General features: G+C 72.4%; 20 protein-coding genes and 1 pseudogene. 6 read left to right on the forward strand and 15 right to left on the reverse strand.

Features of this window, described 5'->3' with window-relative positions:
- Window positions 1-43: 43 nt before the first annotated feature.
- The 3 genes from ACF07S_RS02890 to ACF07S_RS02900 form a co-directional block, all read right to left on the reverse strand.
- Window positions 44-1,699: a serine/threonine-protein kinase gene (locus tag ACF07S_RS02890; RefSeq protein WP_391973279.1), complete on the reverse strand. Its 1,656-nt coding sequence runs from the start codon at window positions 1,697-1,699 to the stop codon at window positions 44-46.
- A 230-nt stretch (window positions 1,700-1,929) separates the two neighbouring features.
- On the reverse strand, window positions 1,930-4,491 hold the full coding sequence (locus ACF07S_RS02895; protein ID WP_391973280.1) for a protein kinase: 2,562 nt from the start codon (window positions 4,489-4,491) through the stop codon (window positions 1,930-1,932).
- 153 nt (window positions 4,492-4,644) lie between these two features.
- Complete coding sequence (locus ACF07S_RS02900; protein WP_391973332.1) at window positions 4,645-6,621, reverse strand: serine/threonine-protein kinase; 1,977 nt, start codon at window positions 6,619-6,621, stop codon at window positions 4,645-4,647.
- A gap of 171 nt (window positions 6,622-6,792) precedes the next feature.
- On the opposite strand from ACF07S_RS02900, the gene ACF07S_RS02905 reads away from it, so the two are divergent.
- On the forward strand, window positions 6,793-7,887 hold the full coding sequence (locus ACF07S_RS02905; RefSeq protein ID WP_391973281.1) for a serine hydrolase domain-containing protein: 1,095 nt from the start codon (window positions 6,793-6,795) through the stop codon (window positions 7,885-7,887).
- Between the two features lie 88 nt (window positions 7,888-7,975).
- Here ACF07S_RS02905 and ACF07S_RS02910 read toward each other — a convergent pair whose 3' ends face one another.
- Window positions 7,976-9,682: a glycerol-3-phosphate dehydrogenase/oxidase gene (locus ACF07S_RS02910; RefSeq protein WP_391961737.1), complete on the reverse strand. Its 1,707-nt coding sequence runs from the start codon at window positions 9,680-9,682 to the stop codon at window positions 7,976-7,978.
- Window positions 9,683-9,954: 272 nt separating this feature from the next.
- Between ACF07S_RS02910 and ACF07S_RS02915 the strand changes: the two genes are divergently transcribed.
- Entirely contained in the window at window positions 9,955-11,163 is a 1,209-nt protein-coding gene (locus tag ACF07S_RS02915) for a nucleotide sugar dehydrogenase (RefSeq protein ID WP_391961738.1), read from the forward strand.
- Between the two features lie 269 nt (window positions 11,164-11,432).
- On the opposite strand, the gene ACF07S_RS02920 is transcribed toward ACF07S_RS02915, so the two are convergent.
- From ACF07S_RS02920 to ACF07S_RS02935, 4 genes are all read right to left on the reverse strand, one after another.
- A complete protein-coding gene (locus tag ACF07S_RS02920) occupies window positions 11,433-12,557 on the reverse strand; it encodes a GuaB3 family IMP dehydrogenase-related protein (protein WP_391961739.1) in 1,125 nt (374 codons plus the stop codon).
- Between the two features lie 129 nt (window positions 12,558-12,686).
- Window positions 12,687-14,192: an IMP dehydrogenase gene (gene guaB / locus ACF07S_RS02925; protein ID WP_391961740.1), complete on the reverse strand. Its 1,506-nt coding sequence runs from the start codon at window positions 14,190-14,192 to the stop codon at window positions 12,687-12,689.
- Window positions 14,193-14,353: 161 nt separating this feature from the next.
- The gene (locus ACF07S_RS02930) at window positions 14,354-14,941 is read right to left on the reverse strand and encodes a sigma-70 family RNA polymerase sigma factor (protein ID WP_391961741.1); all 588 of its coding nucleotides are present in this window, start codon (window positions 14,939-14,941) and stop codon (window positions 14,354-14,356) included.
- A gap of 528 nt (window positions 14,942-15,469) precedes the next feature.
- Complete coding sequence (locus tag ACF07S_RS02935) at window positions 15,470-16,081, reverse strand: response regulator transcription factor (protein ID WP_003948568.1); 612 nt, start codon at window positions 16,079-16,081, stop codon at window positions 15,470-15,472.
- 379 nt (window positions 16,082-16,460) lie between these two features.
- On the opposite strand from ACF07S_RS02935, the gene ACF07S_RS02940 reads away from it, so the two are divergent.
- Window positions 16,461-16,790, forward strand: coding sequence for a WhiB family transcriptional regulator (locus ACF07S_RS02940; protein WP_391961742.1), 330 nt, complete (start codon window positions 16,461-16,463; stop codon window positions 16,788-16,790).
- Window positions 16,791-16,871: 81 nt separating this feature from the next.
- On the opposite strand, the gene ACF07S_RS02945 is transcribed toward ACF07S_RS02940, so the two are convergent.
- A complete protein-coding gene (locus ACF07S_RS02945) occupies window positions 16,872-17,768 on the reverse strand; it encodes a LysR family transcriptional regulator (protein ID WP_391961743.1) in 897 nt (298 codons plus the stop codon).
- An 80-nt stretch (window positions 17,769-17,848) separates the two neighbouring features.
- On the opposite strand from ACF07S_RS02945, the gene ACF07S_RS02950 reads away from it, so the two are divergent.
- The 3 genes from ACF07S_RS02950 (at window position 17,849) to ACF07S_RS02960 (ending at window position 20,162) form a co-directional block, all read left to right on the forward strand.
- Window positions 17,849-18,544 carry an MOSC domain-containing protein gene (locus tag ACF07S_RS02950; RefSeq protein WP_391961744.1) on the forward strand — a complete coding sequence of 232 codons (696 nt, stop codon included), beginning with the start codon at window positions 17,849-17,851 and terminating at the stop codon, window positions 18,542-18,544.
- Window positions 18,545-18,580: 36 nt separating this feature from the next.
- A complete protein-coding gene (locus tag ACF07S_RS02955) occupies window positions 18,581-19,354 on the forward strand; it encodes an SDR family NAD(P)-dependent oxidoreductase (RefSeq protein WP_391973282.1) in 774 nt (257 codons plus the stop codon).
- Between the two features lie 100 nt (window positions 19,355-19,454).
- Window positions 19,455-20,162 (forward strand): ester cyclase, encoded by a 708-nt coding sequence (locus ACF07S_RS02960; protein ID WP_391973283.1) that lies wholly within the window; start codon window positions 19,455-19,457, stop codon window positions 20,160-20,162.
- 135 nt (window positions 20,163-20,297) lie between these two features.
- Here ACF07S_RS02960 and ACF07S_RS02965 read toward each other — a convergent pair whose 3' ends face one another.
- From ACF07S_RS02965 to ACF07S_RS02990, 6 genes and pseudogenes are all read right to left on the reverse strand, one after another.
- Complete coding sequence (locus ACF07S_RS02965) at window positions 20,298-21,038, reverse strand: hypothetical protein (RefSeq protein WP_391973284.1); 741 nt, start codon at window positions 21,036-21,038, stop codon at window positions 20,298-20,300.
- A 241-nt stretch (window positions 21,039-21,279) separates the two neighbouring features.
- On the reverse strand, window positions 21,280-22,020 hold the full coding sequence (locus tag ACF07S_RS02970; protein ID WP_391961749.1) for a class I SAM-dependent DNA methyltransferase: 741 nt from the start codon (window positions 22,018-22,020) through the stop codon (window positions 21,280-21,282).
- 432 nt (window positions 22,021-22,452) lie between these two features.
- Window positions 22,453-22,659: a DUF397 domain-containing protein gene (locus ACF07S_RS02975; RefSeq protein ID WP_391961750.1), complete on the reverse strand. Its 207-nt coding sequence runs from the start codon at window positions 22,657-22,659 to the stop codon at window positions 22,453-22,455.
- Window positions 22,656-23,510 carry a Scr1 family TA system antitoxin-like transcriptional regulator gene (locus tag ACF07S_RS02980; RefSeq protein WP_391973285.1) on the reverse strand — a complete coding sequence of 285 codons (855 nt, stop codon included), beginning with the start codon at window positions 23,508-23,510 and terminating at the stop codon, window positions 22,656-22,658. The genes ACF07S_RS02975 and ACF07S_RS02980 overlap by 4 nt, the downstream gene beginning before the upstream one ends.
- 114 nt (window positions 23,511-23,624) lie before the next feature.
- Window positions 23,625-24,375 (reverse strand): annotated as a pseudogene (locus ACF07S_RS02985) (transposase family protein).
- Window positions 24,376-24,574: 199 nt separating this feature from the next.
- Window positions 24,575-24,817 (reverse strand): hypothetical protein, encoded by a 243-nt coding sequence (locus tag ACF07S_RS02990; RefSeq protein WP_391973286.1) that lies wholly within the window; start codon window positions 24,815-24,817, stop codon window positions 24,575-24,577.
- Window positions 24,818-24,889 lie beyond the last annotated feature (72 nt).

Consider the following 24,889-nt stretch of genomic DNA (forward strand, 5'->3'; position numbering starts at 1 on the left):
GGCGATTCGGCCAAGCGGCGCTCATCCGCGCACCCCGGCCACGTCAGGGCTCGCGCCACCCCCGCAGGACCGTCTCGAACTGTTCGCGGGTCGTGGCCCAGTCGGCGGCCGGAGAGGCCATGTAGATCGCGTACTCGACGCCGTCCCGCGAGATGTACATCTGGTCGATCGCCCGGTACGGGCCGGGGAAGTCCGTGTCCTTGGCCAGCGCCGTCCAGCTGTACTCCAGCCGCGCGCCCTCGCGGTCGCGGTAGACGCGGCGCTGCAGGTCCAGCCGCCGGTAGTCGACCAGCCGGCGGCCCACCTGCTGGTCCAGGTCGCTCAGATGCTCGTAGGGGTCGTCGAAGTCGGGCGAGTCGTCGACGGCGACACGCAGGAAGTGCCTGCCCCCGTCGGGCGTGTAGTCGACCTGCCGGGTCTCCTCGTCGAAGACCACGCGCTGCCAGTCCCCGCCGGGCAGGACGACCGTGAAGCCGAAGGGGTCGGTACGGCGCACCCAGCCCTCGGGCAGGTCCTCCGCCGGGTCGGTCCCGCCCGTCCCGGTGGGGCCGGGCGTCCCGGTGGGGCCGGGCGTCGTGGGGGTCGGGGAGGGCTCGGCCGTGGTGCCGCCCCGGTCCCACTGGTGCAGCACCACCGCGGTTCCGCCGCCGATCAGCGCGGCCAGGACGACGACCAGGGCGATCATCCGTCCGCGCGCCCGCCGGCGGGGCGCGGCGGCGAAGGGCCCGTACGGCGTCTGCACCGCCGTGCCGCTTCCCCGCGTGCCGCTTCCCCGCGGGTGGTGCGGTGCGGCCGTCGGGGCGGTCTGCGGCCCGGCCGCGTACGGCAGCGGCACATGCGGGCCGGCGGCCCGGGCCGGCGCGCATTCCTGTGCCGCGTGCGGGCGGCGTCCCTCCGCCGCCTCGGCGAGCATCTGCTCGGCCCGGGCCGCGTCGGGTCGGGTGGCCGGATCCTTGCGCAGGAGTGCGCTGATGACGGGCGCGAGCGGGCCGGCGTACCGCGGTTCCTCGGCCTCCTCCTCGACGACCGCCTGCATCGTGGTCAGCGGTGAGGTGCGGCGGAACGGGGACCTGCCCTCCACCGCCGTGTACAGCGTCGCGCCGAGCGCCCACAGGTCGGAGGACGGTCCGGGGTCGTGACCGCGGACCCGCTCGGGCGCGAGGTAGTCGACCGAGCCGACGACCTCGCCGGTGCGGGTGATGGCGGCGTCGCCGTCGATCTGGGCGATGCCGAAGTCGGTGAGCAGTACCCGGCCGTCCCGGGCGAGGAGGACGTTGCCGGGCTTGACGTCCCGGTGCAGCACGCCGGCGGTGTGCGCGGCGCGCAGCGCGCGCAGCACCCACAGGCCGATGCGGGCGGCCTCGCGGGGCTCGACGCGTTCCCGCTCCCGCACCGCGTCGGCCAGCGAACGGCCCTCGACCAGCTCCATCACGATCCACGGCCGGCCGTCGTGCTCCAGCACGTCGTGCACCGTGACGACGGCGGAGTGGTTGATCCGCGCGGCCGCCCGCGCCTCCGCGCGGGTGCGCGCCAGCAGCATGGCCTGTTCGCTGTCGGAGACGTAGAGCGCCGCGGTCAGTTCCTTGAGGGCGACGGCCCGGTGCAGCACCTCATCGTGGGCACGCCACACCCGGCCCATGCCCCCGCTGCCGATGGACTCGCCGAGCCGGTAGCGGCCCGCGACGAGCGAGCCCTGCATCTGATTCACGTTGCCCCGCAATGGTCTTGACAGGGTCAGGGTAGGTATCCCGGCCCGTCCTGGGAACCCGGCGGGGCGCCAAGGAGACCGCACTGTGATGGTTGTCGCTGTAGGCGGCGCGAGGCAACCAAAACGCCCGCGCCTGCGTGGCGTCCGCGCTTCGCCCGGTGGCGGGGAGACCGGTCCGGCCGGTGGTACGCGTCCCGGCCGGCCCGTCGTACGGGTCCCGGTCAGCCGGTGTACCGGTAGGTCGCCGCCGCCTGCTCGAAGAGCCGTGTCACCTCGTCCCGTTCGGCCTCCGGTCCGCGCACCTGCACCACGTGGTAGCGGCCGTCGATCAGCGCCGCGAGGTTGCGGACGTACAGCTCGCCCGCGTCGCCGGTCCAGGTGAACTGGCCCTCGGCCATGGTCCGTCCGCCCACCTCGATGGTCTTCAGGCCGGTGGAGGTGGCCCAGCTGGAGTCGCGGTAGGGCTGGAGCTCGCGCTCGTCGTCCCGCTGGTAGGCCATGGGGTCGCTGCCGTAGCGCTCGGCGCTGTCCCGGCCCGGCACCACGATGAGCTCGAAGTCACCGCCGGCGTAGACGACCTGGCCGCTGCCGTTCTTCGCGGTGCGCTGCCAGCCCTCGGCGACGGCGATCCGGAAGCCCTCGGGGTCCTTGCGCAGGGTGAAGCCGTCGGCGGCCTCGGGGCCGGCGGTCTGCGCCTCGGTGGACGCCGATCCCTCGGGGCTGTCCTGCGCATCCGGCGTCGTCTGCCCGGTGTCCGGCCCGGCGCCCCCGTCCGGCGGGCCCGGTGCCTCGCCGGCCTCTCCGGCGGCCCCGGTGCGGTCGGCCGAACCGCCCGCCCCTGAGGACTCCTCCCCTGTTTTCGGCATGAACAGCACGGCGTACGCGACCGCCGCCGCCATGGCGAGCAGCACCAGCAGGAGCAGGGTGCGGCCGAGCCGGCGCGGGGAGCCGCTCTCCTGCCTGGCCCGCTTGTGCCGTCCGTGGTGGGCGGGGAGCCCGGCCCGCCGCCTGCGCACCAGCTCGCCCCGGCGCCGTATGACCGGCAGCCGGCTCGCGTCGACGGGCGGTGCCGCTATGACGTGGACACCGGCCTCGGGCTCGGGCGCCGACCGCACCAGCGAACGCAGCCAGCCGCTCAGCTCCTCGAAGTCGGGCCGTTCGGTGGGGTCCTGACGCAGCAGGGACTCCACGACCGGCCGCAGCGGACCGCACTCCTCGGCGAAGGCGGGCGGCTCGGCACACACCATCTGCACCAGCTCGGCCGTCGACTCCTCCGGGTACGGGGCGTGTCCCTGCACGGCCCGGAACAGCAGCGAGCCCAGCGCCCAGAGGTCGGTGGCGGGTCCGATCGGCGCGGCCAGCTGCCAGTTCTCGTGCACGGGCCCGGCCTGCTCCGGCGCCCACCGCTCGGTCACGGGGCCGACGACGGCCATCCTCGCCTGCCGCGCCCGCTCGGCGACCAACGCGGTGGTCGGGCCCCGGCGTTCGGGGGTGTGCGCCACGAAGTCGCCCCAACGCCCGGACGGGGCCGCTCCGCCGGGAGCGCCGGGCTCCGCCGGTCCGCCGGCGAGGGCCGGTGCGCCGCCCGTGCCGGTGCGGGGTGCGGTGCCGGGCCGGCCGGCGGCGCCCACACCGTAGGGGTCGGCTGTCCGTCCCGGCGAAAGCGCGCCGTCCGCCGTGCCCTCGCCGTCGCCGTCCGGTCCGGAGACGTGCGGCGGGTGTGCGGAGCCGTCGAGGTGCTGCGGGGCGGGGACCGGGCCGTTGTCGTCGAGGGCGGGCCGGGCTCCGGGCAGGGCGGTACGGCCGCCCTGCTGGGCCTCCTGCACCCGGGCTGCGGCACGGGCACCCGCCCGGTAGGCGGCGATCGCGCCCGCGCGGGCCGCCCGCACGTCCCCCGCGCTGTCGAGGGGACGGGGGGCCGCGGCGGGAGTGAGACCGTCCGGCGCGCCCGCGCCGCCGCCGGGCAGCCGGCCCGCCCGTGCCTCGATGGCGGCCCGGCGCGCGGCATCGGGATCGGATGCGGGGTCGGGGCCGGGGTCGGCGGCGGTGAATCCGGGCGGCCAGGACGGGCCCCGCCCGGGCTCCCGCGTCGCGGCGGGCGCCGGGGCCGGTGCCTCGACCGCCCGCGCTCCCCGGCCCGGCTCCTCGTCCGGGGCCGGCACCGGGTCGTAGCCGCACAGTGCCTCCTCGGCCGCGCCGACCGCGAGGCCGGTCAGCATCACCCGGCCGTCGTCGGAGACGAGCACCGTGCGCGCGGTGATGTTGCGGTGCACCCAGCCGTGGGAGTGCAGCACCCGCAGCGCCGTCAGCACGTCGGAGGCGACTTCCGCCGCCCGGTACGGGGACAGCGGTTGCTCGGCGAGCAGGGCGGCCAGCGGGCGTCCGGCCACGAGTTCACTGACGATCCACAGCGAACCGCCCTCCGCGAACACGTCGAAGACCTGGTCCAGACGGGGGTGGTCGGGAATGGCGGCCGCCGCCTGCGCCGCCTCGACCGCGCGCCGCACGGCCGGGTCGGCGGGCCGCCGCGGGCCGCCGCGCGCGGACGCGGGCCGGTGGCCGCCACGCCGTGCGCCCCCGTCGCGGGCGGTGAAGCCGTCGGGCAGCCCCTCGGCGTCGAGCACCTCGGCCTCGACGACCTCCGGCAGCGGAACCTGCCTGACCAGGACCTCCTGCCCGCTGTAGGTGTCGAAGGCCCGGGTCTCGGTCAGTTCGTACTCGTCGGACGGCGGCAGGGGCAGACGGTAGCGGTCCGCGAGAACCCGTCCCGCGTAGTCGTCCACGATGCCTCCCCCGGCACTCCGGTCGGTCGGTTCCGCTCACCCGGCGGGCCGTTCCGGCTGCTTACGGTCCGCAAGCCCTCACGATACGTGCCGGGGGCAACCCGCAGAGGGGGGATGCCACATCTCCTCTCCCCTTCCTGCGGCCGCTCATGCTCAGGACTTGGGCTCGAACGTCCCCGTCAGCGTCCGCCAGGTGTCCTTGCGCTGCTCGCTGCCCCAGTCGGCGGCCCTGGCCGTGTACATCAGCCCGTACCCGAGCCGGTCGTTGACGACGGTGCCCCGGTCGACGGACCGGTACTTCGTACCGTTCTCCACGTAGGTGAACTCCCAGTCGGCCGTGTTCCACCCCCGGTAGTCCACCGCCTCGATACGGATCCGCTCGTACTGCGAACGCACCATGAAGCGTTCCTGGTTCGTCCAGTCCGCCACCGGGTCGTCCTTCGGGGCGGACGTCCAGCCGATGAGCAGCTTCTGCCCGTCGGGGCCGGTGAAGCGGTCCCCCGCGCTCCCCGTCGACTGGTACTTCCACCCCTTGGGCAGTCCGATCGAGTACCCCTGGCTTCCCTTGTGCGTCTGCCGCACCGCGGCACCGCCGCCGTCCTCGGCCGCGTCGCCCGACCCGCCGGCCCCGTCGTCCGGCCCGGCGGACGCCGAACTCGCGCCCGTGTGCGTGCCCGTGGCGGTGGCCGTGCCCGTCTTCCCGGTCGCCGTGCCGTCGGTGCGGGTGCCGCCGGCTTCGTCGCTCCTGGTGTCGGCGCTGGGGGCCTCACCGGCGGCGGTGCGGTCACCGCCACCGCCCTTGGCCCCCTGTTCGCCGTCGCCGTCGCCGAGCGTGAGCGCCAGTACGGTGCCGAGCACGGCGAGCGCCACGACCACCGCGATGACGATCAGCGTCCGCCGGGGGACCACATCGGTGAGCGGCGCCCGCGGCGCGGGCCTCGCCGGCATGTCCGGCGGCGTCATCACGGGCCACCCCGAATCGCGCCCGGTGCCGCCCGGCTTCTGCCCCGTGCTCCCCCGCCCGCCGGAACCGGCGGCCGCGTGCGCGGCCGGGCCGGAGGACGATGCGGATGCGGCGGCGGACTCCGCGGGCGCGGAAGGGGTGGTGCCGTTGCCGGACTTGGCGCGGGCCGCGGCGGCGCCGGCGCCGGCCGAACCGGCGGCGGCCGCCGCCTTCCGCACGGAACGCAACGCTCCGCGCAGCTTCTCCCCGGGCTGCTCGGGCAGCGGCACGACCTTGGTCGCGTCCGTCGGCCCGTGGTCGGTCTCCCGGGCGCCGGGCGCGTGCAGTACGGCGTTCAGCATGGCCCGGGCGCCGGAGTCGTCGAGTCGCTGGGCGGGGTCCTTGGTGAGCAGCCCGTGGATGACGTCCCGCAGCGGTCCCGCGTTCCTCGGCTCCTCGAGCGGCTCGGTCATCACCGCCGTGAGCGTCGCGATCGCGGACCCCTTGTCGTACGGCGGCGTGCCCTCCACCGCCGCGTACAGCAGCCCGCCGAGCGACCACAGGTCGGCCGCCGGCCCCGGCTTGTGCCCGCGGGCCCGCTCCGGGGAGATGTAGGAGGGGGCGCCGACCAGCATGCCGGTGGAGGTGACGGACGGGTCGCCCTCGACCTGGGCGATGCCGAAGTCGGTGAGCACGACCCGGCCGTCCTCGGCGATCAGCACGTTCGACGGCTTCACGTCACGGTGCAGGATGCCCTCGCGGTGAGCGGAGCGCAGCACGTCGAGCACGGCGAGCCCGACCTCGGCGGCACGCCTCGGCTCCAGCAGGCCGTCCTCCCGGATGACCTCGGCGAGCGACTTGCCCTCGACGAGTTCCATCACGATCCAGGGCCGGTCGTCCTCCTGCACCACGTCGAAGACGGTGACGGCGCTGTTGTTGCGGATCCGCGCGATCGCCTTCGCCTCGCGCAGCGTCCGCGTGATCAGCCGCCGCTTCTCCTCGTCGTCGATGCTGGACGGGAAGCGGAGTTCCTTGACGGCGACGGTCCGCCCCAGGGTCTCGTCCTCGGCGCGCCACACCGTCCCCATGCCGCCGCGGCCGAGCACGTCTCCCAGCCGGTACCGCCCGGCGAGGAGACGTGCGCTCTCATTCTGACGGGATGTCCCCGACCGCTCCGCCTCCGACATGCGTCCCCTCATGCAACCCGCCCTGACAGAGCCTTCATTGTCTCTCACCCGACAAGTGGTCGACGCCCAGGGTGCCCCAGGCCGTGTCCCGGGCCCGGCGGACGGGGAGCCCGGACGCGCAGGACGTCTCCCCGCCCTGCATGATGGGCGTCTCACGAGGGAGGAACCGGAATGCCGTCGCTTCGGACATTACTGGTCCTTTCCCTGTCCCTGGCGCTGCCGGCCCTGTCCCCGCCCGCCGTGTCGGCGCCGGCCGCCCCGCCCGCGGACGCCTTGCTCACGCTGCTGGTCACGCGGGGCGGTGCTCCCGCCGCGGCCCTGCTGGCCCAGGGGGAGACCGGTCCGCGCTACGCCGAGGCCGGCCAGGGCATCGGGCGCCGCGACCACTTCCGCGCCGGCAGCATCACGAAGACGTTCGTCGCCACGGTCGTCCTGCAACTGGCCGAAGAGGGACGCCTGTCGCTCTCCGACTCGGTGGAGGAGCATCTGCCCGGTCTGGTGCGGGGGGCGGGCAACGACGGCCGCGCGCTGACCCTGCGCTCCCTGCTCACCCACACCAGCGGTCTTCGCGACTTCTCCGCGGACACGCGAGGCACCGTGCCGGTGACGCCCCTTCAGGCCGTACGCATCGCACTCACCCACCCCCCGGCCGCCCGCGGCCGCTTCTCCTACTCGAACACCAACTACGTCCTGCTCGGCCTGGTCGTCGAACAGGTCACCGGTCGCTCGTACGCCGACGAGGCCGAGCGCCGGATCATCGCTCCGCTGCGTCTGACGGGTACCTCTTTTCCGGGCTCCCGCACCTCCCTGCCCCGGCCGCACGGCCGTTCCTACTCCTCCGACGGCACGGACGTCACCCGACTCGACCCACGGGTGGCCGGCGCCGCGGGCGAGCTGGTGACCACGCTCGCCGACCTGGACCGCTTCTACGCGGCGCTGCTCGGCGGTGAACTGCTGCCCCCGCGCCGGCTGCGCGAGATGCTCCGGACCCGCACCGCACACGGCTCGTACGGCATGGGCCTGTTTCCCCTGAAGCTGCCGTGCGGCACCACCGTGTGGGGGCACAACGGCCGTATCTCCGGCAGCTATGTGCGCACCGCGGCCACCGTCGACGGCCGGCGTGTCCTCACCTTCCGGGTGAACACGGACGCGCTGGCGGATCCCGGTCTCGAACCCGCGGTGCTCACCGCCGAGTTCTGCCCTCGCACTCACTTGAACGACCGGGCCCCGAACGGGGATCCCGCTTCCCGCCACCCGTTCGAGTGATTCGCCCGCGGGCCGCACGGCACGTCCCGGCTCCCGCGGCACGCACCGGGGCCGCCCCCCGCACGCACCGGGGCCCCGGCCGCGGCGGCTACAGCGGCACGATGTCCGGCGCCCCCAGTCGCGCCGCGTCCGCCGTCAGGTCGTCGGGCTGCCGCTGCGACTCCCGTTCGGCCTCCACCCGCTTCTCGTAGTGCCGCACCTCGCGCTCGGTCCGGTCCCTGTCCCAGCCCAGCACCGGTGCCATCAGCTCGGCGGCCTCCCGTGCGCTGCGCGTACCCCGGTCGAACGTCTCGATCGATATGCGGGTGCGCCGGGTCAGCACATCGTCCAGGTGCCGTGCCCCCTCGTGCGAGGCGGCGTAGGTGATCTCGGCGCGCAGGTAGTCCTCGGCCGCGTGCAGCGGCTCGCCCAGCGAGGGATCCGCGGCGATGAGCTCCAGGACCTCCTCCGCCATCGCGCCGTACCGGTGCAGCAGGTGCTCCACCCGTGCCGTGTGCAGACCGGTGCGGGCGGCCGTCCGCGCCCGCCCGTTCCACAGCGCCCGGTACCCCTCGGCGCCCACCAGCGGGGTGTCCTCGGTGACGCATTCGGCGACCCGCAGGTCCAGTCCGTGCACCGCCGCGTCCACCGCGTCCTTGGCCATCACCCGGTACGTCGTGTACTTGCCGCCCGCCACCACCACGAGGCCGGGCACCGGGTGGGCCACGGTGTGCTCGCGCGACAGCCGGCTGGTGGCGTCCGACTCGCCGGCGAGCAGCGGCCGCAGGCCCGCGTACACGCCCTCGACGTCGTCCCGCGTGAGCGGGACCGCGAGCACCGAGTTCACGTGTTCGAGCAGGTAGTCGATGTCCGCGCTGGACGCGGCCGGGTGCGCCTTGTCCAGGTCCCAGCCGGTGTCCGTGGTGCCCACGATCCAGTGCCGGCCCCAGGGGATGACGAACAGCACGGACTTCTCGGTCCGCAGGATCAGCCCGGTCGTGGAGTGGATGCGGTCCTTGGGGACGACCAGGTGGATGCCCTTGGAGGCCCGCACGTGGAACTGTCCTCGCTCGCCGACCATCGCCTGGGTGTCGTCGGTCCACACGCCGGTGGCGTTGACGATCTGCTTGGCGCGGACCTCGTACTCACCGCCGCCCTCGACGTCCCGCACCCGGGCGCCGACGACCCGTTCGCCCTCGCGCAGGAACCCGGTCACCCGGGCCCGGTTGGCGACCCCGGCACCGTACGCCGAGGCCGTGCGCACGAGCGTCGTCACGAACCGGGCGTCGTCCATCTGGGCGTCGTAGTACTGCAAGGCCCCGACCAGCGCGTCCTTCTTCAAGCAGGGAGCCACCCGCAGCGCGTGACGGCGGCTCAGGTGACGGTGCAGGGGCAGGCCCCGCCCGCGGCCGCGGGCCATCGACATGGCGTCGTAGAGCGCGACTCCCGATCCGGCGTACAGCCGCTCCCAGCCCTTGTGCTGCAGCGGGTACAGGAACGGCACGGGCCGCACCAGATGCGGGGCGAGTCTCTCCAGCAGCAGGCCGCGCTCCTTCAGCGCCTCCCGTACGAGCGCGAAGTCGAGCATCTCCAGATAGCGCAGCCCGCCGTGGATCAGCTTGCTGGACCGGCTGGACGTGCCCGACGCCCAGTCGCGCGCCTCGACCAGGCCCGTGGACAGGCCGCGGGTCGCGGCGTCGAGCGCCGTGCCCGCACCGACGACGCCGCCGCCCACCACCAGCACGTCCAGTTCGCGCTCGGCCATGGACGCGAGTGATGCGGCGCGCTGCGCCGGCCCCAGTGTCGCTGTCCTCACCGCTGCCTCCCGCTCATCGGTCGCGTCGGCCGCACCCGTCGGGCGTGGCCCGGTTCCCCACTCTCATGCCCGAATTCTGACCGGCTCGCCCGACTTCGGCCACCACTCGCCCCGGCCTGTGGACGACATCCCGGTACGACTCACCGAAACTCGGCCAGCCAATCCCACATGTCGGTCATATTTACTCCTAGTGTGACATTGCGCTGGCCTGTCCAGTTCACCGGGCTTGCGCACCTGTAGTGCTCCGGTTATTGGGAAGGACGGGCCACGCCATGCCCGCAGATCTCGCCGTCATCGGACTCGGCCCGTACGGCCTGCCCCTGGCCCAGGCCGCCGTCGCCGCAGGCATCGCCACCGTCGGTTACCGGACCGGTCCCGAGCCGGGCTCCCTCAGCGCCGCCGAACAGCGCCGGATGCTCGCGCAGGGCTTCCGTACGATCACCAGCCCCGCCGAGCTGGGCCGGGTGCGCACCGCGGTCATCTGCGCCCCGGCCCCGCGCGGCGCGGACGGCGGACTCGACCTCGGCCAGGTCGAGGCGGCCGCCGGCACCCTCGCCGCGCGGCTGCGCCCGCACACCACGGTGATCCTCGAGTCCCCGGCACCCCCGGGGACGACGGAGGGCCCCCTGCTGCGCCTGCTCGAATCGGGATCGGGACTTCGCGCGGGGCGCGATTTCCACCTCGCCTACTCCCCCAGCCGCGTGGACCCCGGCAACCGCGACTTCGGCCCCGCCAACACCCCGAAGGTCATCGGCGGCCTCACCCCCGCCTGCACCGAGTCGGCCGCCGCCTTCTACGGACGGATCACCGACAAGGTGGTCCGCGCGCGCGGCCCGCGTGAGGCCGAGACGGTGCAGCTCCTGGAGGCCAACTTCCGGCACGTCAACATCGCCCTCGTCAACGAGATGGCCGTGCTCTGCCACGACCTGGGCGTCGACCTGTGGGACGTCGTCCGCTGCGCCGAGACCAAGCCCTTCGGCTTCCACGCCTTCCGCCCCGGCCCCGGCGTCGGCGGTCACTCCCTGCCGCAGGACCTGACCGCCCACACGGGCCGCACGCTGCGCATGGCGGAACTCGCCCAGCAGGTCAACGGCCGGATGCCGCACTACGTCGTCCAGCGCGCCGCCGCGCTCCTCAACGAGCACGGCAAGTCCGCGCGCGGCGCGCGCATCCTCCTCCTCGGCGTCACCTACAAGCCCGACCTCGCCGACCAGCAGGGCTCCCCCGCGCAGGAGATCGCGCGCCGGCTGATGGAGTTCGGCGCGTCCGTCAGCTACCACGACCCCCACGTGCCGTCCTGGAACGTCCTCGACCGCCCGGTTCCCCGCGCGGACTCCTTCTACGAGGCCGCCTCCGACGCCGACCTGACGATCTTGCTCCAGCAGCACCGCACGTACGATCTCCAGGGCCTGTCGGTCAAGGCCCAGCTGCTGCTGGACACGCGCGGGGCGACTCCGACGGGGGCGGCGCACCGGTTGTGAGGGGGCGCGCGGAGGGCCTTCGCGCCACGGGAACGGGTGGTGGGAGGGGGCCGCGCCGGTACATCCGCACGATCCGCCTTCTCCGCTTCTCCGCTTCCCCGCTTCCCCGCTTCCCCGGCACCCCACCGTCCGCGGACGGATCCGGTCCCGGCGGGTGGGCGTGCGGTGGCGGCCCAGGGGCGCCCCCGGACACGCGGAAGGGGCCGGTCGCATGTGACCGGCCCCTTCCGCGTCGTACCGCCCCGTCGTACCGCCCGCCCGCGGGGGGACTACCGCCGGTGCTGTGAGTCCGCCACCGTCACCTCGACGCGCTGGAACTCCTTCAGGTCGCTGTAGCCCGTGGTCGACATCGCGCGGCGCAGGGCACCGAAGAGGTTCATCGAGCCGTCGGGGGTGTGGGACGGGCCGGTGAGGATCTCCTCCAGCGTGCCCACCGTGCCGAGGTCGACCTTCTGGCCGCGCGGCAGCTCCTCGTTGACGGCCTCCATGCCCCAGTGGTTGCCCCGGCCGGGACCGTCGGTCGCGCGGGCCAGCGGGGAGCCCATCATCACCGCGTCGGCGCCGCAGGCGACGGCCTTGGCCAGGTCGCCGGACCAGCCGACACCGCCGTCCGCGATCACGTGCACGTACCGGCCGCCGGACTCGTCCATGTAGTCGCGGCGCGCCGCGGCCACGTCGGCGACCGCGGTGGCCATCGGGACCTGGATGCCGAGCACGTTGCGCGTGGTGTGCGCGGCACCGCCGCCGAAGCCGACCAGTACGCCGGCCGCGCCGGTGCGCATGAGGTGCAGGGCGGCCGTGTAGGTGGCGCAGCCGCCGACGATCACCGGGACGTCGAGCTCGTAGATGAACTGCTTCAGGTTCAGCGGCTCGTGCGCGGACGAGACGTGCTCCGCCGAGACCGTCGTACCGCGGATGACGAAGATGTCCACGCCCGCGTCGACGACGGCCTTGGAGAACTGGGCGGTGCGCTGCGGGGAGAGCGCGGCGGCGGTGACCACGCCCGAGTCGCGCACCTCCTTGAGGCGCTGCCCGATCAGCTCCTCCTTGATGGGGGCGGCGTAGATCTCCTGGAGGCGGCGGGTGGCCGCCTCCACGGGCAGGCCGACGATCTCGTCCAGCAGCGGCTGCGGGTCCTCGTAGCGCGTCCACAGGCCCTCGAGGTTCAGCACACCGAGGCCGCCGAGCTCGCCGATGCGGATCGCGGTGGCCGGCGAGACCACCGAGTCCATGGGGGCTGCCAGGAACGGCAGCTCGAAGCGGTAGGCGTCGATCTGCCAGGTGATCGAGACCTCCTTCGGGTCCCGCGTACGGCGGCTGGGGACAACGGCGATGTCGTCGAAGGCGTACGCCCGGCGGCCGCGCTTGCCGCGCCCGATCTCGATCTCAGTCACGTCTGTGGCCTTTCCCTGATGCGTTGCAGCGCCTTCCAGTATCCCCGACGGCCGTGGTGGCCACCGCCCCTCGCGCACGACGGGGCGGTCCCGGACGCTTGCCGGAACCGCCCTCGGAGGACCGGCCGCCTACTTGCGGCTGTAGTTCGGGGCCTCGACCGTCATCTGGATGTCGTGCGGGTGGCTCTCCTTGAGGCCCGCGGAGGTGATCCGCACGAAGCGTCCGTTGTCCTGGAGCTCGGGCACGGTGCGGCCGCCGACGTAGAACATCGACTGGCGCAGGCCGCCGACCAGCTGGTGGACGACCGAGGAGAGCGGGCCGCGGTAGGGCACCTGGCCCTCGATGCCCTCGGGGACCAGCTGCTCGTCGGAGGCGACGCCCTCCTGGAAGTAGCGGTCCTTGGAGAACGACCTGCGCTCACCGCGGGTCTGCATGGCGCCGAGCGAGCCCATGCCGCGGTACGACTTGAACTGCTTGCCGTTGATGAACATCAGCTCGCCGGGCGACTCCTCGCAGCCCGCGAGCAGCGAGCCCAGCATCACCGTGTCGGCGCCCGCGACCAGGGCCTTGGCGATGTCGCCGGAGTACTGCAGGCCGCCGTCGCCGATGACCGGGACGCCGGCCTCCCTGGCGGCCAGCGCGGCCTCGTAGATCGCGGTGACCTGCGGGACGCCGACGCCGGCGACGACGCGCGTGGTGCAGATGGAGCCGGGGCCGACGCCGACCTTGATGCCGTCGCAGCCCGCGTCGACGAGGGCCTTCGCGCCGTCGCGCGTGGCGACGTTGCCGCCGATGACGTCGACGCCGGAGGAGTTCGACTTGATCTTCGCGACCATGTCGCCGACCAGCCGCGAGTGACCGTGCGCGGTGTCGACGACGATGAAGTCGGCGCCCGCCTCGATCAGCGCCTGGGCGCGCTCGAACGCGTCACCGGCGACGCCGACCGCGGCGCCGACCAGCAGCCGCCCCTCGGCGTCCTTGGCGGCGAGGGGGTACTTCTCGGCCTTCACGAAGTCCTTGACCGTGATCAGGCCCTTGAGGACGCCCTGGTCGTCGACGAGCGGAAGCTTCTCGATCTTGTGGCGGCGCAGCAGCTCCATGGCCTCCGCGCCGGAGATGCCGACCTTGCCGGTGACCAGCGGCATCGGCGTCATGACCTCGCGCACCTGACGGGAGCGGTCGGTCTCGAAGGCCATGTCCCGGTTGGTGACGATGCCGAGCAGCTTCTTGTTGCCGTCGGTGACCGGGACGCCGCTGATGCGGAACTTGGCGCACAGGGCGTCGGCCTCGGCCAGCGTCGCGTCCGGATGGATGGTGATGGGGTCGGTGACCATGCCGGACTCGGAGCGCTTCACCAGGTCGACCTGGTTGGCCTGGTCCTCGATGGACAGGTTGCGGTGCAGCACGCCGACGCCGCCCTGGCGGGCCATCGCGATCGCCATGCGCGACTCGGTGACCTTGTCCATGGCGGCGGACAGCAGCGGGATGTTGACCCGCACGTTCTTGGAGACGTACGAGGCGGTGTCGATCTGGTCGGGCGCCATGTCCGACGCGCCCGGCAGCAGCAGCACGTCGTCGTAGGTCAGCCCGAGTGTCGCGAATTTACCGGGCACTCCGTCGACGTTGGCAGTCATGACACCTTCCCCAAATGGCCTTGATCGGTGCGGATGTCCATGCTAACGGGAAGCGCGGGTGTCTCATTCCACGGTTTCACCGGGCTCCGCCCTTCGTATGTTCGTACGGAAATGCCTGAGTGCCCGTTCATCGCGCCGTGGGAGCGGCATGGTGGCGGGGGTTACTGCTCCGCCAGGGCGCGCAGCCGGCTCAGCGCGCGGTGCTGGGCCACCCGGACGGCGCCGGGTGACATTCCCAACATCTGTCCGGTCTCCTCCGCCGTGAGGCCCACGGCGATGCGCAGCAGGATCAGTTCGCGCTGGTTCTCGGGCAGGTTGGCGAGCAGTTTCTTGGCCCACTCCGCGTCGCTGCTGAGCAGGGCGCGCTCCTCCGGGCCGAGGGAGTCGTCGGGGCGCTCGGGCATCTCGTCGGAGGGCACGGCCGTGGAGCCGGGGTGGCGCATCGCCGCGCGCTGCAGGTCGGCGACCTTGTGGGAGGCGATGGCGAAGATGAACGCCTCGAAGGGCCGTCCGGTGTCCTTGTAGCGGGGCAGTGCCAGGAGGACCGCGACGCAGACCTCCTGGGCCAGGTCCTCGACGAAGTGGCGGGCGTCGCCGGGCAGCCGGGACAGACGGGTGCGGCAATAGCGCAGTGCCAGGGGGTGGACGTGGGCGAGCAGATCGTGCGTGGCCTGCTCGTCTCCGTCGACGGCGCGATGGACGAGCGCGCCGATCGCCCCTTGGGCAGTGCCCGCCTCGTCGTCGCCCATCGGTCCATGGTGCCCTGCGGACGCCGGGTCCGCGGCACCGTGTCCCCTGTTGTGCACCGAAGCGTTATGAGCAGGTGCGCCGGAACTCATCCCCTGCGCCCTCCCCTTCCGCTCGACCGACTCGTCCCCGAGGAACTCCACACCTCAAGGATGCGGCATCCGCGCCGAAACGAGCAGCGGGCACCCACCGGTGACCGCCGGCGTCCTGGTGAGCGCCGTCCACGGCGCTCTCGTCACGGCGTACGCGGCCGGCCCCGGGGCCCGTGCCGTGCGGGATCCGCGTCCGGCCGGGTGGTGAACCCCGCGTGCACGAGAACCGGCCCCACCGCCGGACCCGCGTCCAGGGGCCGGGTCCTCCGCCGGTCTCAGGCACGGTGACCGTCGGTGTCGGCGCGGGGCCTTCCAGGCATCCGCGCCGTCCCGCGCCCGGGGTGACGCCCCGCGCCCGGGCGGGGGCATCCACGTGCCCCCGCTCACCGGCTTCCGCTCCATGCCGTACGCCCCGTCCGGCCCGAGCCGGAGGACGTCCTAGCGCACGAGACCCCAGCGGAAACCGAGCGCCACCGCGTGGGCCCGGTCCGACGCGCCGAGCTTCTTGAACAGCCGCCGCGCGTGTGTCTTGACGGTGTCCTCGGAGAGGAACAGCTCGCGGCCGATCTCGGCGTTGGAGCGCCCGTGGCTCATGCCTTCCAGGACCTGGATCTCACGTGCCGTGAGCGTGGGCGCGGCGCCCATCTCGGCGGAGCGCAGCCGGCGCGGGGCGAGCCGCCAGGTCGGATCGGCCAGAGCCTGCGTGACCGTGGCGCGCAGCTCCGCGCGGGAGGCGTCCTTGTGCAGGTAGCCGCGGGCACCGGCGGCCACCGCGAGCGCCACGCCGTCGAGGTCCTCCGCGACGGTGAGCATGATGATGCGCGCTCCGGGGTCGGCGGACAGCAGTCGCCGGACCGTCTCGACGCCGCCCAGGCCGGGCATGCGTACGTCCATCAGGATCAGGTCCGAACGGTCGGCCCCCCAGCGGCGGAGGACTTCCTCGCCGTTGGCGGCCGTCGTCACGCGCTCGACGCCGGGCACGGTCGCGACCGCGCGGCGGAGCGCCTCTCGGGCAAGCGGGGAGTCGTCGCAGACGAGGACGGAAGTCATGGCCGCCCTCCGCAGCTGATGCGCGTCACAGTGAGCCTCCAGGCTGGTACGAAATAGTCACCTGTGCGGTCGACCGTCTCGGACGCCCGCCCGAGCGCTTGTTCCTTCAACCGCCTCGCACTCTCAACGACGGTCACTCGAAAGAGTTACGGGGCCGTCCGCCCTCTTCGGCACTCTACGTGAGGAGGCGGACACGATGGAGACATGCGCGGCGCACCCTCGGACTTTCATCACAACCGTGCCCCATTCAGCCCTTTTTCTTCCCCTTTATTGGTGTCCGGGGCTAGATTCGCAATGGGTCATATTTTCATCTCCTTGGATCGTAGTTGTACGGTCGTGGACACCGGATCCGCCCAGAACGGCTACAAGGGGTCACGCAATGGCAGATTTCTCCCGCCTTCCCGGACCGAACGCGGACCTATGGGACTGGCAGCTCCTGGCCGCCTGCCGCGGGGTGGACAGCTCGCTCTTCTTCCACCCCGAGGGCGAGCGTGGTGCGGCTCGAAGCGCTCGCGAGAACTCGGCCAAAGAGGTCTGCATGCGGTGCCCGGTGCGCGCCGAGTGCGCCGCACACGCGCTGGCGGTACGTGAGCCGTACGGCGTGTGGGGCGGACTGACCGAGGACGAGCGCGAAGAGCTGATGGGGCGGGCCCGCAACCGGCTGGTGACGGCGTCGGCCGTCGGCGGGCACACCGCTTCGCATAACTGAGGGAACGTTTCTGCAGTAACGAGAGGGCACGCTCGCGTGCCCCCGTCCCGTCGTGCGGCTCCCGTCCGCCGCTCCCGCCCGTCACCGGGCGGCGGCCCCGGCCAGTTTCCCGAGCGTCGCGGAGACCGCCGGCACCCGGGCCAGGTCCGGGAGGGTGAGCGCGACGATCTCCCGCCGCACCGCGGGTTCCAGCACCACGGTGCGCACACCCCGGGGGCGTACGGACTCGACGGCGAGCTGCGGCAGGACCGCGACCCCGAGCCCGGCGCCGACCAGCCCGACGACCGCCGGATGGTCGTCGGTCGCGAAGTCGATGCGCGGAGTGAAGCCGGCCGTCTCGCACACCTCGATCAGTTGACCCCGGCAGCGTGGGCAGCCGGCGATCCAGGGCTCCTCGGCGAATTCACCGATGGCGACGGACCCCGCGCGCGCGAGCCGGTGCCGCTCCGGCACCAGCCCCACGAGCCGGTCCGTCAGCAGCGGCCGTACGACCAGGTCGTCCCACTCCTCGGCACCCGCCGCGCCCTCGTAGCGGAAGGCGAGGGCCACATCGCAGTCGCCCTCACGCAGCATCTCCACGGAGCGGGGCGGTTCGGCCTCCTCCAGCGAGACCCGGGTGCCCGGGTGGGCGTCGCGCAGGGCGGCGAGGGCCGTCGGAACGAGCGTGGAACTGCCGCTGGGGAAGGAGACGAGCCGGACGCGGCCCGCGCGCAGTCCGGCGATGGCGGCGACCTCCTCCTCGGCGGCGGTCAGCCCGGCGATGATCCCGGCGGCATGCCGCACCAGCGCCCCGCCGGCCTGCGTCAGGCGCATCTCGCGGCCGGTGCGGATGAGCAGGGGGGTGCCGACGGACGCTTCCAGCGCCTTCATCTGCTGGCTGACGGCGGGCTGGGTGCAGCCCAGCTCGCGGGCCGCCGCGGAGAAGGAACCGGTGGCGGCCACGGCGCGCAGCACGCGGAGATGACGAGCTTCGATCACCCTTCGAGGATAAGCCGCCCTTTGACCGGACGGCCAATAACGCGTCGACGCTTTGGCCCCCATCGCCTACCGTGCGGCGCATGAAACTTCTGTCTGTGAACCTGGGGCGCCCCGCGGCCGTGCCGTACACGGATCAGCCCGAGGGCGTGACCGGCATCGACAAGCGGCCCGTGGAGGGGCCGGTGCGGGTGGCTGCGCCGGGCCCGAAGGGGGTCGGCGCGAGCGGGCTGGAGGGGGACGCCGTGTGCGAGACACGGCACCACGGCGGAGACGAGCAGGCGGTGTACGCCATGGCCCGCGAGGACCTCGACGAGTGGGAGCGCACGTTGGGGCGCCCGCTGGCGAACGGCTCGTTCGGCGAGAACCTCACCACGGAGGGCATCGACGTGTCCGGTGCCCTGATCGGTGAGCGCTGGGCCGTCGGGCCCGAGGTGCTGCTCGAGATCACCTCCGGCCGCATCCCCTGCCGCACCTTCCAGGGCCACATGGATGAGAAGGGGTGGGTGAAGCGATTCACGCAGCGGGGCGCGCCGGGGGCGTATCTGCGGGTGATCCGGCCCGGTGGGATACGGGCGGGCGACGCGGTGCGGATCGTGCACCGGCCGGACCACGAGGTGACGGTCGCGCTGCAGTTCCGCGCGGTGACGACCGAGCGGACGCTGCTGCCCCGGCTCCCGGCGGCCGGCGAGGCGCTGCACTCCGAGGCGCTCGCGATGGCACGGAAGTACATGGCGGAGTACGGAACGGACCCCTCGGCCCGACGCTCCGCCAGGTGAGCGGATGCCTGCGCTCCGGGTAACTACTCTTGCGCCATGACAACGGCTCTGATTACGGGATCGACGGCTGGGATCGGTGCCGCGTTCGCGCGGCGGCTGGCGGCCGACGGACACGACCTGGTGCTGGTGGCCCGCGACACCGGCCGGCTGCGCGAACAGGCCACCGAACTGCACGACCGCCACGGCATCGAGGCGGAGGTGCTGACCGCCGACCTGGCGCAGGACAAGGGCATCGAGGCGGTGGCCGACCGCCTCGGTGACCGCAGGAACTCCGTCGACCTGCTGGTCAACAACGCCGGTTTCGGCAACAAGGGCCGTTACCTCGACGTCTCCATGGCCGACGAGCTGAGGATGCTCAAGGTGCACTGCGAGGCGGTGCTCCGGCTGACGTCGGCGGCGGCGGAGTCGATGCGGGAGCGCGGCCGCGGCGGCGTCGTGAACGTGGCGTCGGTGGCGGCGTTCCTGCCGCGCGGCACCTACGGGGCGTCCAAGGCGTGGGTCGTGCAGTTCACCCAGGGCGCGGCCCGGGACCTCGCGGGCAGCGGCGTACGGCTGATGGCGCTGTGCCCGGGGTTCGTGCGCACCGAGTTCCACGAGCGGGCCGGGATGGGGACGGACAACATCCCCGACTGGATGTGGCTGGACGCGGACAAGGTCGCCGCGGCGGCGCTCGCGGACCTCGCCCGGGGCAAGTCGCTGTCGATCCCCGACCCGCGCTACAAGGCGCTGATGGGGGCGGCGAAGCTGGTCCCGCGCGGGCTGCTGGGCGGGATCTCGTCGCGCACGGGACGGAAGTACGGGCCTCAGTAGCGCGATCGCGGCGGGTCCGGTCACGGCGGGACGCGGTCCGCGCTCCGGAGGACAATGGGTGCTGACAGGACCCGGACCCAGGGGGGCCGGAGGTGACGTCATGACCTTCCTCCAGCTCATCGACTGCAGGACGAGCCGGTTCGACGAGATGGACCGGCTCATGGACCAGTGGGTCGAGCAGACCAAGGGGAAGCGGACGGCGACGCACGCGGTGGTCGGCAAGGACCGCTCGGACGCGTCGCACGTCGTCGAGATCGTGGAGTTCCCGTCCTACGAGGAGGCGATGCGGAACTCGCAGCTCCCGGAGACCGACCGGATCTTCCGGCAGGTGGTGGCGCTCTGCGACGAGATGCCCACGTTCACGGATCTGGACGTGACGCGGGACGCGCAGCTGAACACGGACTCCGCGCGGCGGTTCTTCGAGGTGCTGGCCACCGCGAACGACCTGTCACCGCTGACGGGGATGGTCGAGGAGCACTACCGCGGCCACGATCCCGCCCATGAGCAGGAGACCCTCGGGCTGGACCACCTCCGGCGCGAGATGGACGTGTGGCGCGGCGGCTTCGACCTCTCGTTCCGGATCGAGGACCAGATCGCCCAGGGGGACCGGGTGTGCACGCGGTGGAGCTGGGAGGGAACCCACAAGGCCGACTTCCTCGGCATTCCGGCGACGGGGAAGAGGGTCGCCATGACGGGTACGACCATCTTCCGCTTCGGCGCCGGCGGCAAGATCGCCGAGTGCTGGTGGCAGTACGACCGGCTGGGGCTGATGGCGCGGTTGGGGGCGCTGGAGCCGACGGAGCCGTGAGCCGCGTACGGGCGGGGGCGCACCGGCGGCTGCGAGGGGGGAGGGCCCATGACCGGCCGAACGGGCGGGGTGGTCTGCGACCTCACGGTCCCGGCCGACGGGTACCCGGCCGGCGAGTGCGGTCACGCACGTGGCCTACCGCGTGCCGTCCCGGGCCGGGGCCGCCCCGGCCCAGCGGCTGAGCGTCTCGCTCCCGTCGTCGTAGGTGAGCCAGGTTCCGTCGCCGAGGGGGCGTACGTAGCTGTCGTCGGGGCCCGCGGGGTAGGCGACCACCCCGCGTATGCGCAGGGTGCGGGCGTCGAGCAGCCAGTGGCGGGCCCGGTCCCGGTCCTCGTCGGAGTCGGCCGTCGAGGCGATGACGGTGTCGGCGTCGACGAAACCGCAGGCGTAGTCCCAGCAGGTCTCGTCCTCGTCGCCGCCCGGCTCCGGCTCGGCCACCACGTGCGCCCACACGAGCCGGCCGTCGTCCGAGATCCGGCAGGAGCCGTGCTCCGGACCGCGGCACACCTCCTGCTCGTCCCCCGTGTGCGCATGACCGGGCTCGGGACCCCAGCAGCCGTGCCGGTACTCCCACAACGTCTCTCCCCCCGTGCCCACGGCCCGCACCGCGCACTGTCCCGAGCACACCGCGAACGTGCCGTCCGGGCTCACCGAGTGGACCCCGTGGTTCCACCCCGGCCAGGGATGGGGGAAGACGACCGCCGGCGCGCGCTCCCCCGCGAACACCTCGTGGAGGTCGTAGGCCTCCAGCTCCTGCCCGTCGCGGAGGAGGGCGCGGCACGGACCGTCCCCGCGGCTTTCGAACGCGAAGCCGTTGACCAGTGCGCCCCCACCCGGCAGCCTCACCGAGTCGCGCAGTCGTGCGGTGATCGACATGACCCGAAGCCAACGGATCCCACTGACAGCGGTGCCCGCCCCCGCCACGGGCGCCCGGCCGGCCGGTGACCCGGTACTGCCCGGCCTCCAGGAACCAGCGCATCTCCTCGGCCGTGCCGTTCGGAGCCTTCCGGCCCCCGTCGGTCGTCTCCGTACCGGTTTGGGGCAGGGACATGAGCCGCACGATCGCGATCCGGAGGTCGTTGCGGGCACGGCTTACGTCGACTGCCGGTGGTCGACCTCAAGTCGGCTTGCGCCACACGGAGACGTGTTTCTCGGAGTCCTGGGTGAACGGTGCTCCGTCCCAGTCCGCGACGCGACGTTCCAGCTCGAGCCCAGCGATCCGTGCCATCAGGTCGAGCTCTGCCGGCCAGGCGTACCGGTGCCGGGAGTTGCCGCGACGGTAGCGGCCGTCGTCGCCGTCGCGGGTGAAGTGGTGCGAGACGAGAATCTGCTCGACCAGGTCGAAGGTGTCGAAGCCGAGATGCTGTTCGGAGACGTCGAACGGCACCGCGACCTGACCGGGAGGCAGGAACCGCAGCGGCGGCACGCCCAGCTCGATGACGAATCGGCCGCCGGGCACGAGGTGGCGTGCGGCGTTGCGGAAGCACTCGACCTGCTCGTCCTGGGTGAGCAGGTTCGTGATGGTGTTGTAGACGAGATAGACCAGGGTGAACTCGCCGGGGACGACGGTGGTGGCCATGTCCCCGATGGCTACCGGGAGCGTGTCCTCGTCGGTCTTGCGCCGCAGGACCGCCGCCATGTGTTCGGACAGTTCGATGCCCACTACCCGCACGCCGCGTTCCCGGAGCGGGACGCCCACTCGTCCGGTTCCGATGGCGAACTCCAGAGCCCGGCCGTCCCCGGCGAGCTCGGCGAGGAAGGCGAGAGTCGGTCCGAGGACGGCGGCCGAGGACATCTCGGCCTCTTCGGCGTCGTAGCGGTCGGCGGTCGCCCGGGTCCACAGCTCACTGCTCGTCATGGGCGGCCACTTTGCCGGGTGCCGGGGGACGCTGTCGACGCGTTTACCTCCCACTGACTCCGATTGCAGGATTCGGGGCATGTCGGCACAAACCTTTCAGGGACCGTCCGGATCAGGGGCGCACGGTCACGGCAGTGGCGCGGTCGATCTTCCCGGCGCAGCACGCACCGTCCACAGTTCGTCATCGGCTTCCCACGGCTTCGCCCGGGCCACCCCACATCAGGAGTGGGAAGGCAGTCCCGCCGAGGAGTTCCAGGCCGTCCTCGGCACCGGGTGCGCGGAACGTGAGCTGTCCGAGACGGATCTCGTCGACCGGCGTCCCGAGAAGAAGGCGCGCGGTCGGCAGAAGAAGAGCGAGCGGAGCAGTGCCCTTCGGGCATGAGGGAGGGGTGGAGGGGAGCACGTACTGCTCCCCTCCACCCCTCGTTCGTCTCAGACGCGTGCGGCCATCCGCACGAACGCCGTCCACTGGGCAGTGGGAACACTGAGGATCGCCGCGTCCGGGCGCTTGGAGTCGCGGATCACTACCGCCGTACCCGCATCAGCGATCTCAACGCAGTCACCGCCGCTTCCGGAGCTGTAGCTGCTCTTGAACCAGCTCAGCTTGTCTGCGGCAGGCTCGGGGGTGCTTGCCTTCATTGCTCTCCCAACAGCTTTTCGATGAAGGCCAGCGACTCCCGCGGAGTGAGCGCCTGCGCTCGGAGAACGCCGTACGTTGCTTCCAAGGGGCTGACCTTCTTGGGCGCGGTGTACAGGATGCTCGCCTCCTGCACCTCCATGTAGCCCATCCTGCTCTGGTCTTTGAGGTGGATCAATGTGAAAGCCCCACCCAGACCCGCATGTTCGTCACGATCCGTCGGCATGACCTGCATCTCGACGTTGCGCTCGTGCCCGTAGAGCAGCAGTTGTTCCAGTTGGCCACGCAGTACCTGGCGACCGCCGACAGGCCGACGCAGCGCCTGCTCCTCGATGACGAAGCTCAGGAGAGGCGCAGGCCGTCGAGAAAAGAGCTTCTGCCTCTCCAACCGGGCGGCCACACGTTGCTCGATGACCTCCGCGTCCAGTAGTGGCCGCCACATGCTGAAGACGGCGCGCGCGTACTCCTCCGTCTGGAGAAGCCCCTTGACCACGTGGTTGTCGTACGCATGCAGCTCGGTAGCCTCGGCCTCCATCTCTGCGTACCGCCTGAAGAACCCCGGATACCGGGCCTTCGCCACCTCCCCCTTCATGGCCACCAGCACCCCCCGCGCCCCCACCTCCCGGTCCACCGCGTCCACCAGCTCAGGCCGGGGAATCCGCCGCCCCTGCTCCACCGCCGCGATCTGCGCCTCGCCGTACCCGACCCGCTCCCCCAACTGCGCCTGGGTCAGGCCCGCGACCTCCCGCAGCAGCTTCATCTGCCGTCCGAAGCACCGCAGGAACTCCCCGTTCGAGTCGGCGCCCCCACCCGCGCCCTCCACGCCCGCACCCGAATCCGCGCCCGACTCCATCGCACTCGCCCCCTCAGTACACCCGTCCACCGGTCATCCGTGCTCGCACCGTAGGACGCACCCGGGTCAACCATGCCGAGACCGAAATAAGTTGCGCCGGAAGAGTGAGCTTCTTCAGCGTCGCAGCTCCAGGGTGAGGACGGCCTTGGCGATTGACGTCATGCGGTTGGGGCTGCAGCGGGACCTGCGGAGAATCCGCCAGGACTTCAGGCGGGCGACTCCACGTTCGACGGGGGCTCGTGTGGCGGCCAGGGCACGGTTGCGGGTCTTCTCGGTAGGGGTCAGTTCCTTCAGGGGCCTGCGTTTGATGCCCGTGGTCAGCCACGGACCGGCGCCCTGGTAGGCGAGATCGGCCACGATCGGAACGTCCTGGCGCTCGCAGATCCGGATGATCCGGTGGGTGCGGGCAGCGGTCAGATCGTGGGTATGGCCCGGCAGGGCGGGCGAGAGCCACAGCAGCTGGCCGCCAGGGTCGGTGACGACCTGCACGTTCACGCCGTGGCGCCGGTGTTTGTGGGAGTAGTCGGCCCGGCCGTCGCCGACCCGGTCGCATTCGGCGAGGGTGCCGTCGAGCAGGACGAAGTCGGGATCGTGGTCGCGCAGCGTCTTCAGCAGACCCGGTGCACGAGCGGCGAGAAGGTCGACGACCGCGCTGGTGTAGGCATGCGCGGTGGACTCGCTGATCCCGAACCCGGCGGCGATCTTCGCGAGAGTGGTGTGTTCGCGCAGGTACAGCCAGTGCCACCATCGCGCGCTGGGACGGACGGAGCTTGCAGCGCCGGTCGCCCTCACGGGTGATGATCAGCATGGTGACCCACTCCACGAGTGCATGCGGTAAGTCGAGTGCGGCAGGATGGATGACCAACGAGGCCCCCGAGCAGTGTGATTGAGACGTCAGACATCTCGATCAACAGCCCGGGGGCTTCGCTCGTTGCGCTTCACGGACCGTCACCCGATCAGTAGCCACATCGAAGAAGCTCAGTGGTCCTTGGGCCTGGACCTGCTCCGGCTTGCCGGCGATGGGTGCCGGCGCACTGTTGACACGGAGCAGAGAGGTGGTTGGTCTACCACCAAGAGGTGCACTGGATGCCGCTGTTGCTGCCCTGGCTCAGCAGCTCCGCGCAGACGCGGAAGGCCCGGCTCGACGAGCTGCTGGTCGGGTAGGCCGGCGTCGTCATCCTCTTGCCGCCCGTCATCGTGCTGAACGGACCGCACTGGATCCAGGTCTGCCTGTTGTCGTTGCTGACGTCCATCCAGACCTGTGCCAGGACGCCGGAGCCCCAGTTGCTGCCCGATCCGGTGGTCAAGACGCCCCACGCGGCCTCTCGGCCTCCAACGCTGCCGGCCTGCATCGCGTACGAGGCGACAGCGTGGGGAAA

It is taken from the genome of Streptomyces sp. NPDC016640, assembly GCF_043076215.1.
In the GTDB taxonomy this organism is placed as follows: domain Bacteria; phylum Actinomycetota; class Actinomycetes; order Streptomycetales; family Streptomycetaceae; genus Streptomyces.

Coding starts and splice junctions, on each gene's coding strand:
- ACF07S_RS02890 (WP_391973279.1), bottom strand. CDS start 1,699: ATGCAGGGCTCGCTCGTCGCGGGCCGCTACCGGCTCGGCGAGTCCATC.
- ACF07S_RS02900 (WP_391973332.1), bottom strand. CDS start 6,621: ATGTCGGAGGCGGAGCGGTCGGGGACATCCCGTCAGAATGAGAGCGCA.
- ACF07S_RS02905 (WP_391973281.1), top strand. CDS start 6,793: ATGCCGTCGCTTCGGACATTACTGGTCCTTTCCCTGTCCCTGGCGCTG.
- ACF07S_RS02915 (WP_391961738.1), top strand. CDS start 9,955: ATGCCCGCAGATCTCGCCGTCATCGGACTCGGCCCGTACGGCCTGCCC.
- guaB (WP_391961740.1), bottom strand. CDS start 14,192: ATGACTGCCAACGTCGACGGAGTGCCCGGTAAATTCGCGACACTCGGG.
- ACF07S_RS02930 (WP_391961741.1), bottom strand. CDS start 14,941: ATGGGCGACGACGAGGCGGGCACTGCCCAAGGGGCGATCGGCGCGCTC.
- ACF07S_RS02935 (WP_003948568.1), bottom strand. CDS start 16,081: ATGACTTCCGTCCTCGTCTGCGACGACTCCCCGCTTGCCCGAGAGGCG.
- ACF07S_RS02940 (WP_391961742.1), top strand. CDS start 16,461: ATGGCAGATTTCTCCCGCCTTCCCGGACCGAACGCGGACCTATGGGAC.
- ACF07S_RS02950 (WP_391961744.1), top strand. CDS start 17,849: ATGAAACTTCTGTCTGTGAACCTGGGGCGCCCCGCGGCCGTGCCGTAC.
- ACF07S_RS02955 (WP_391973282.1), top strand. CDS start 18,581: ATGACAACGGCTCTGATTACGGGATCGACGGCTGGGATCGGTGCCGCG.
- ACF07S_RS02960 (WP_391973283.1), top strand. CDS start 19,455: ATGACCTTCCTCCAGCTCATCGACTGCAGGACGAGCCGGTTCGACGAG.
- ACF07S_RS02965 (WP_391973284.1), bottom strand. CDS start 21,038: ATGTCGATCACCGCACGACTGCGCGACTCGGTGAGGCTGCCGGGTGGG.
- ACF07S_RS02970 (WP_391961749.1), bottom strand. CDS start 22,020: ATGACGAGCAGTGAGCTGTGGACCCGGGCGACCGCCGACCGCTACGAC.
- ACF07S_RS02975 (WP_391961750.1), bottom strand. CDS start 22,659: ATGAAGGCAAGCACCCCCGAGCCTGCCGCAGACAAGCTGAGCTGGTTC.
- ACF07S_RS02980 (WP_391973285.1), bottom strand. CDS start 23,510: ATGGAGTCGGGCGCGGATTCGGGTGCGGGCGTGGAGGGCGCGGGTGGG.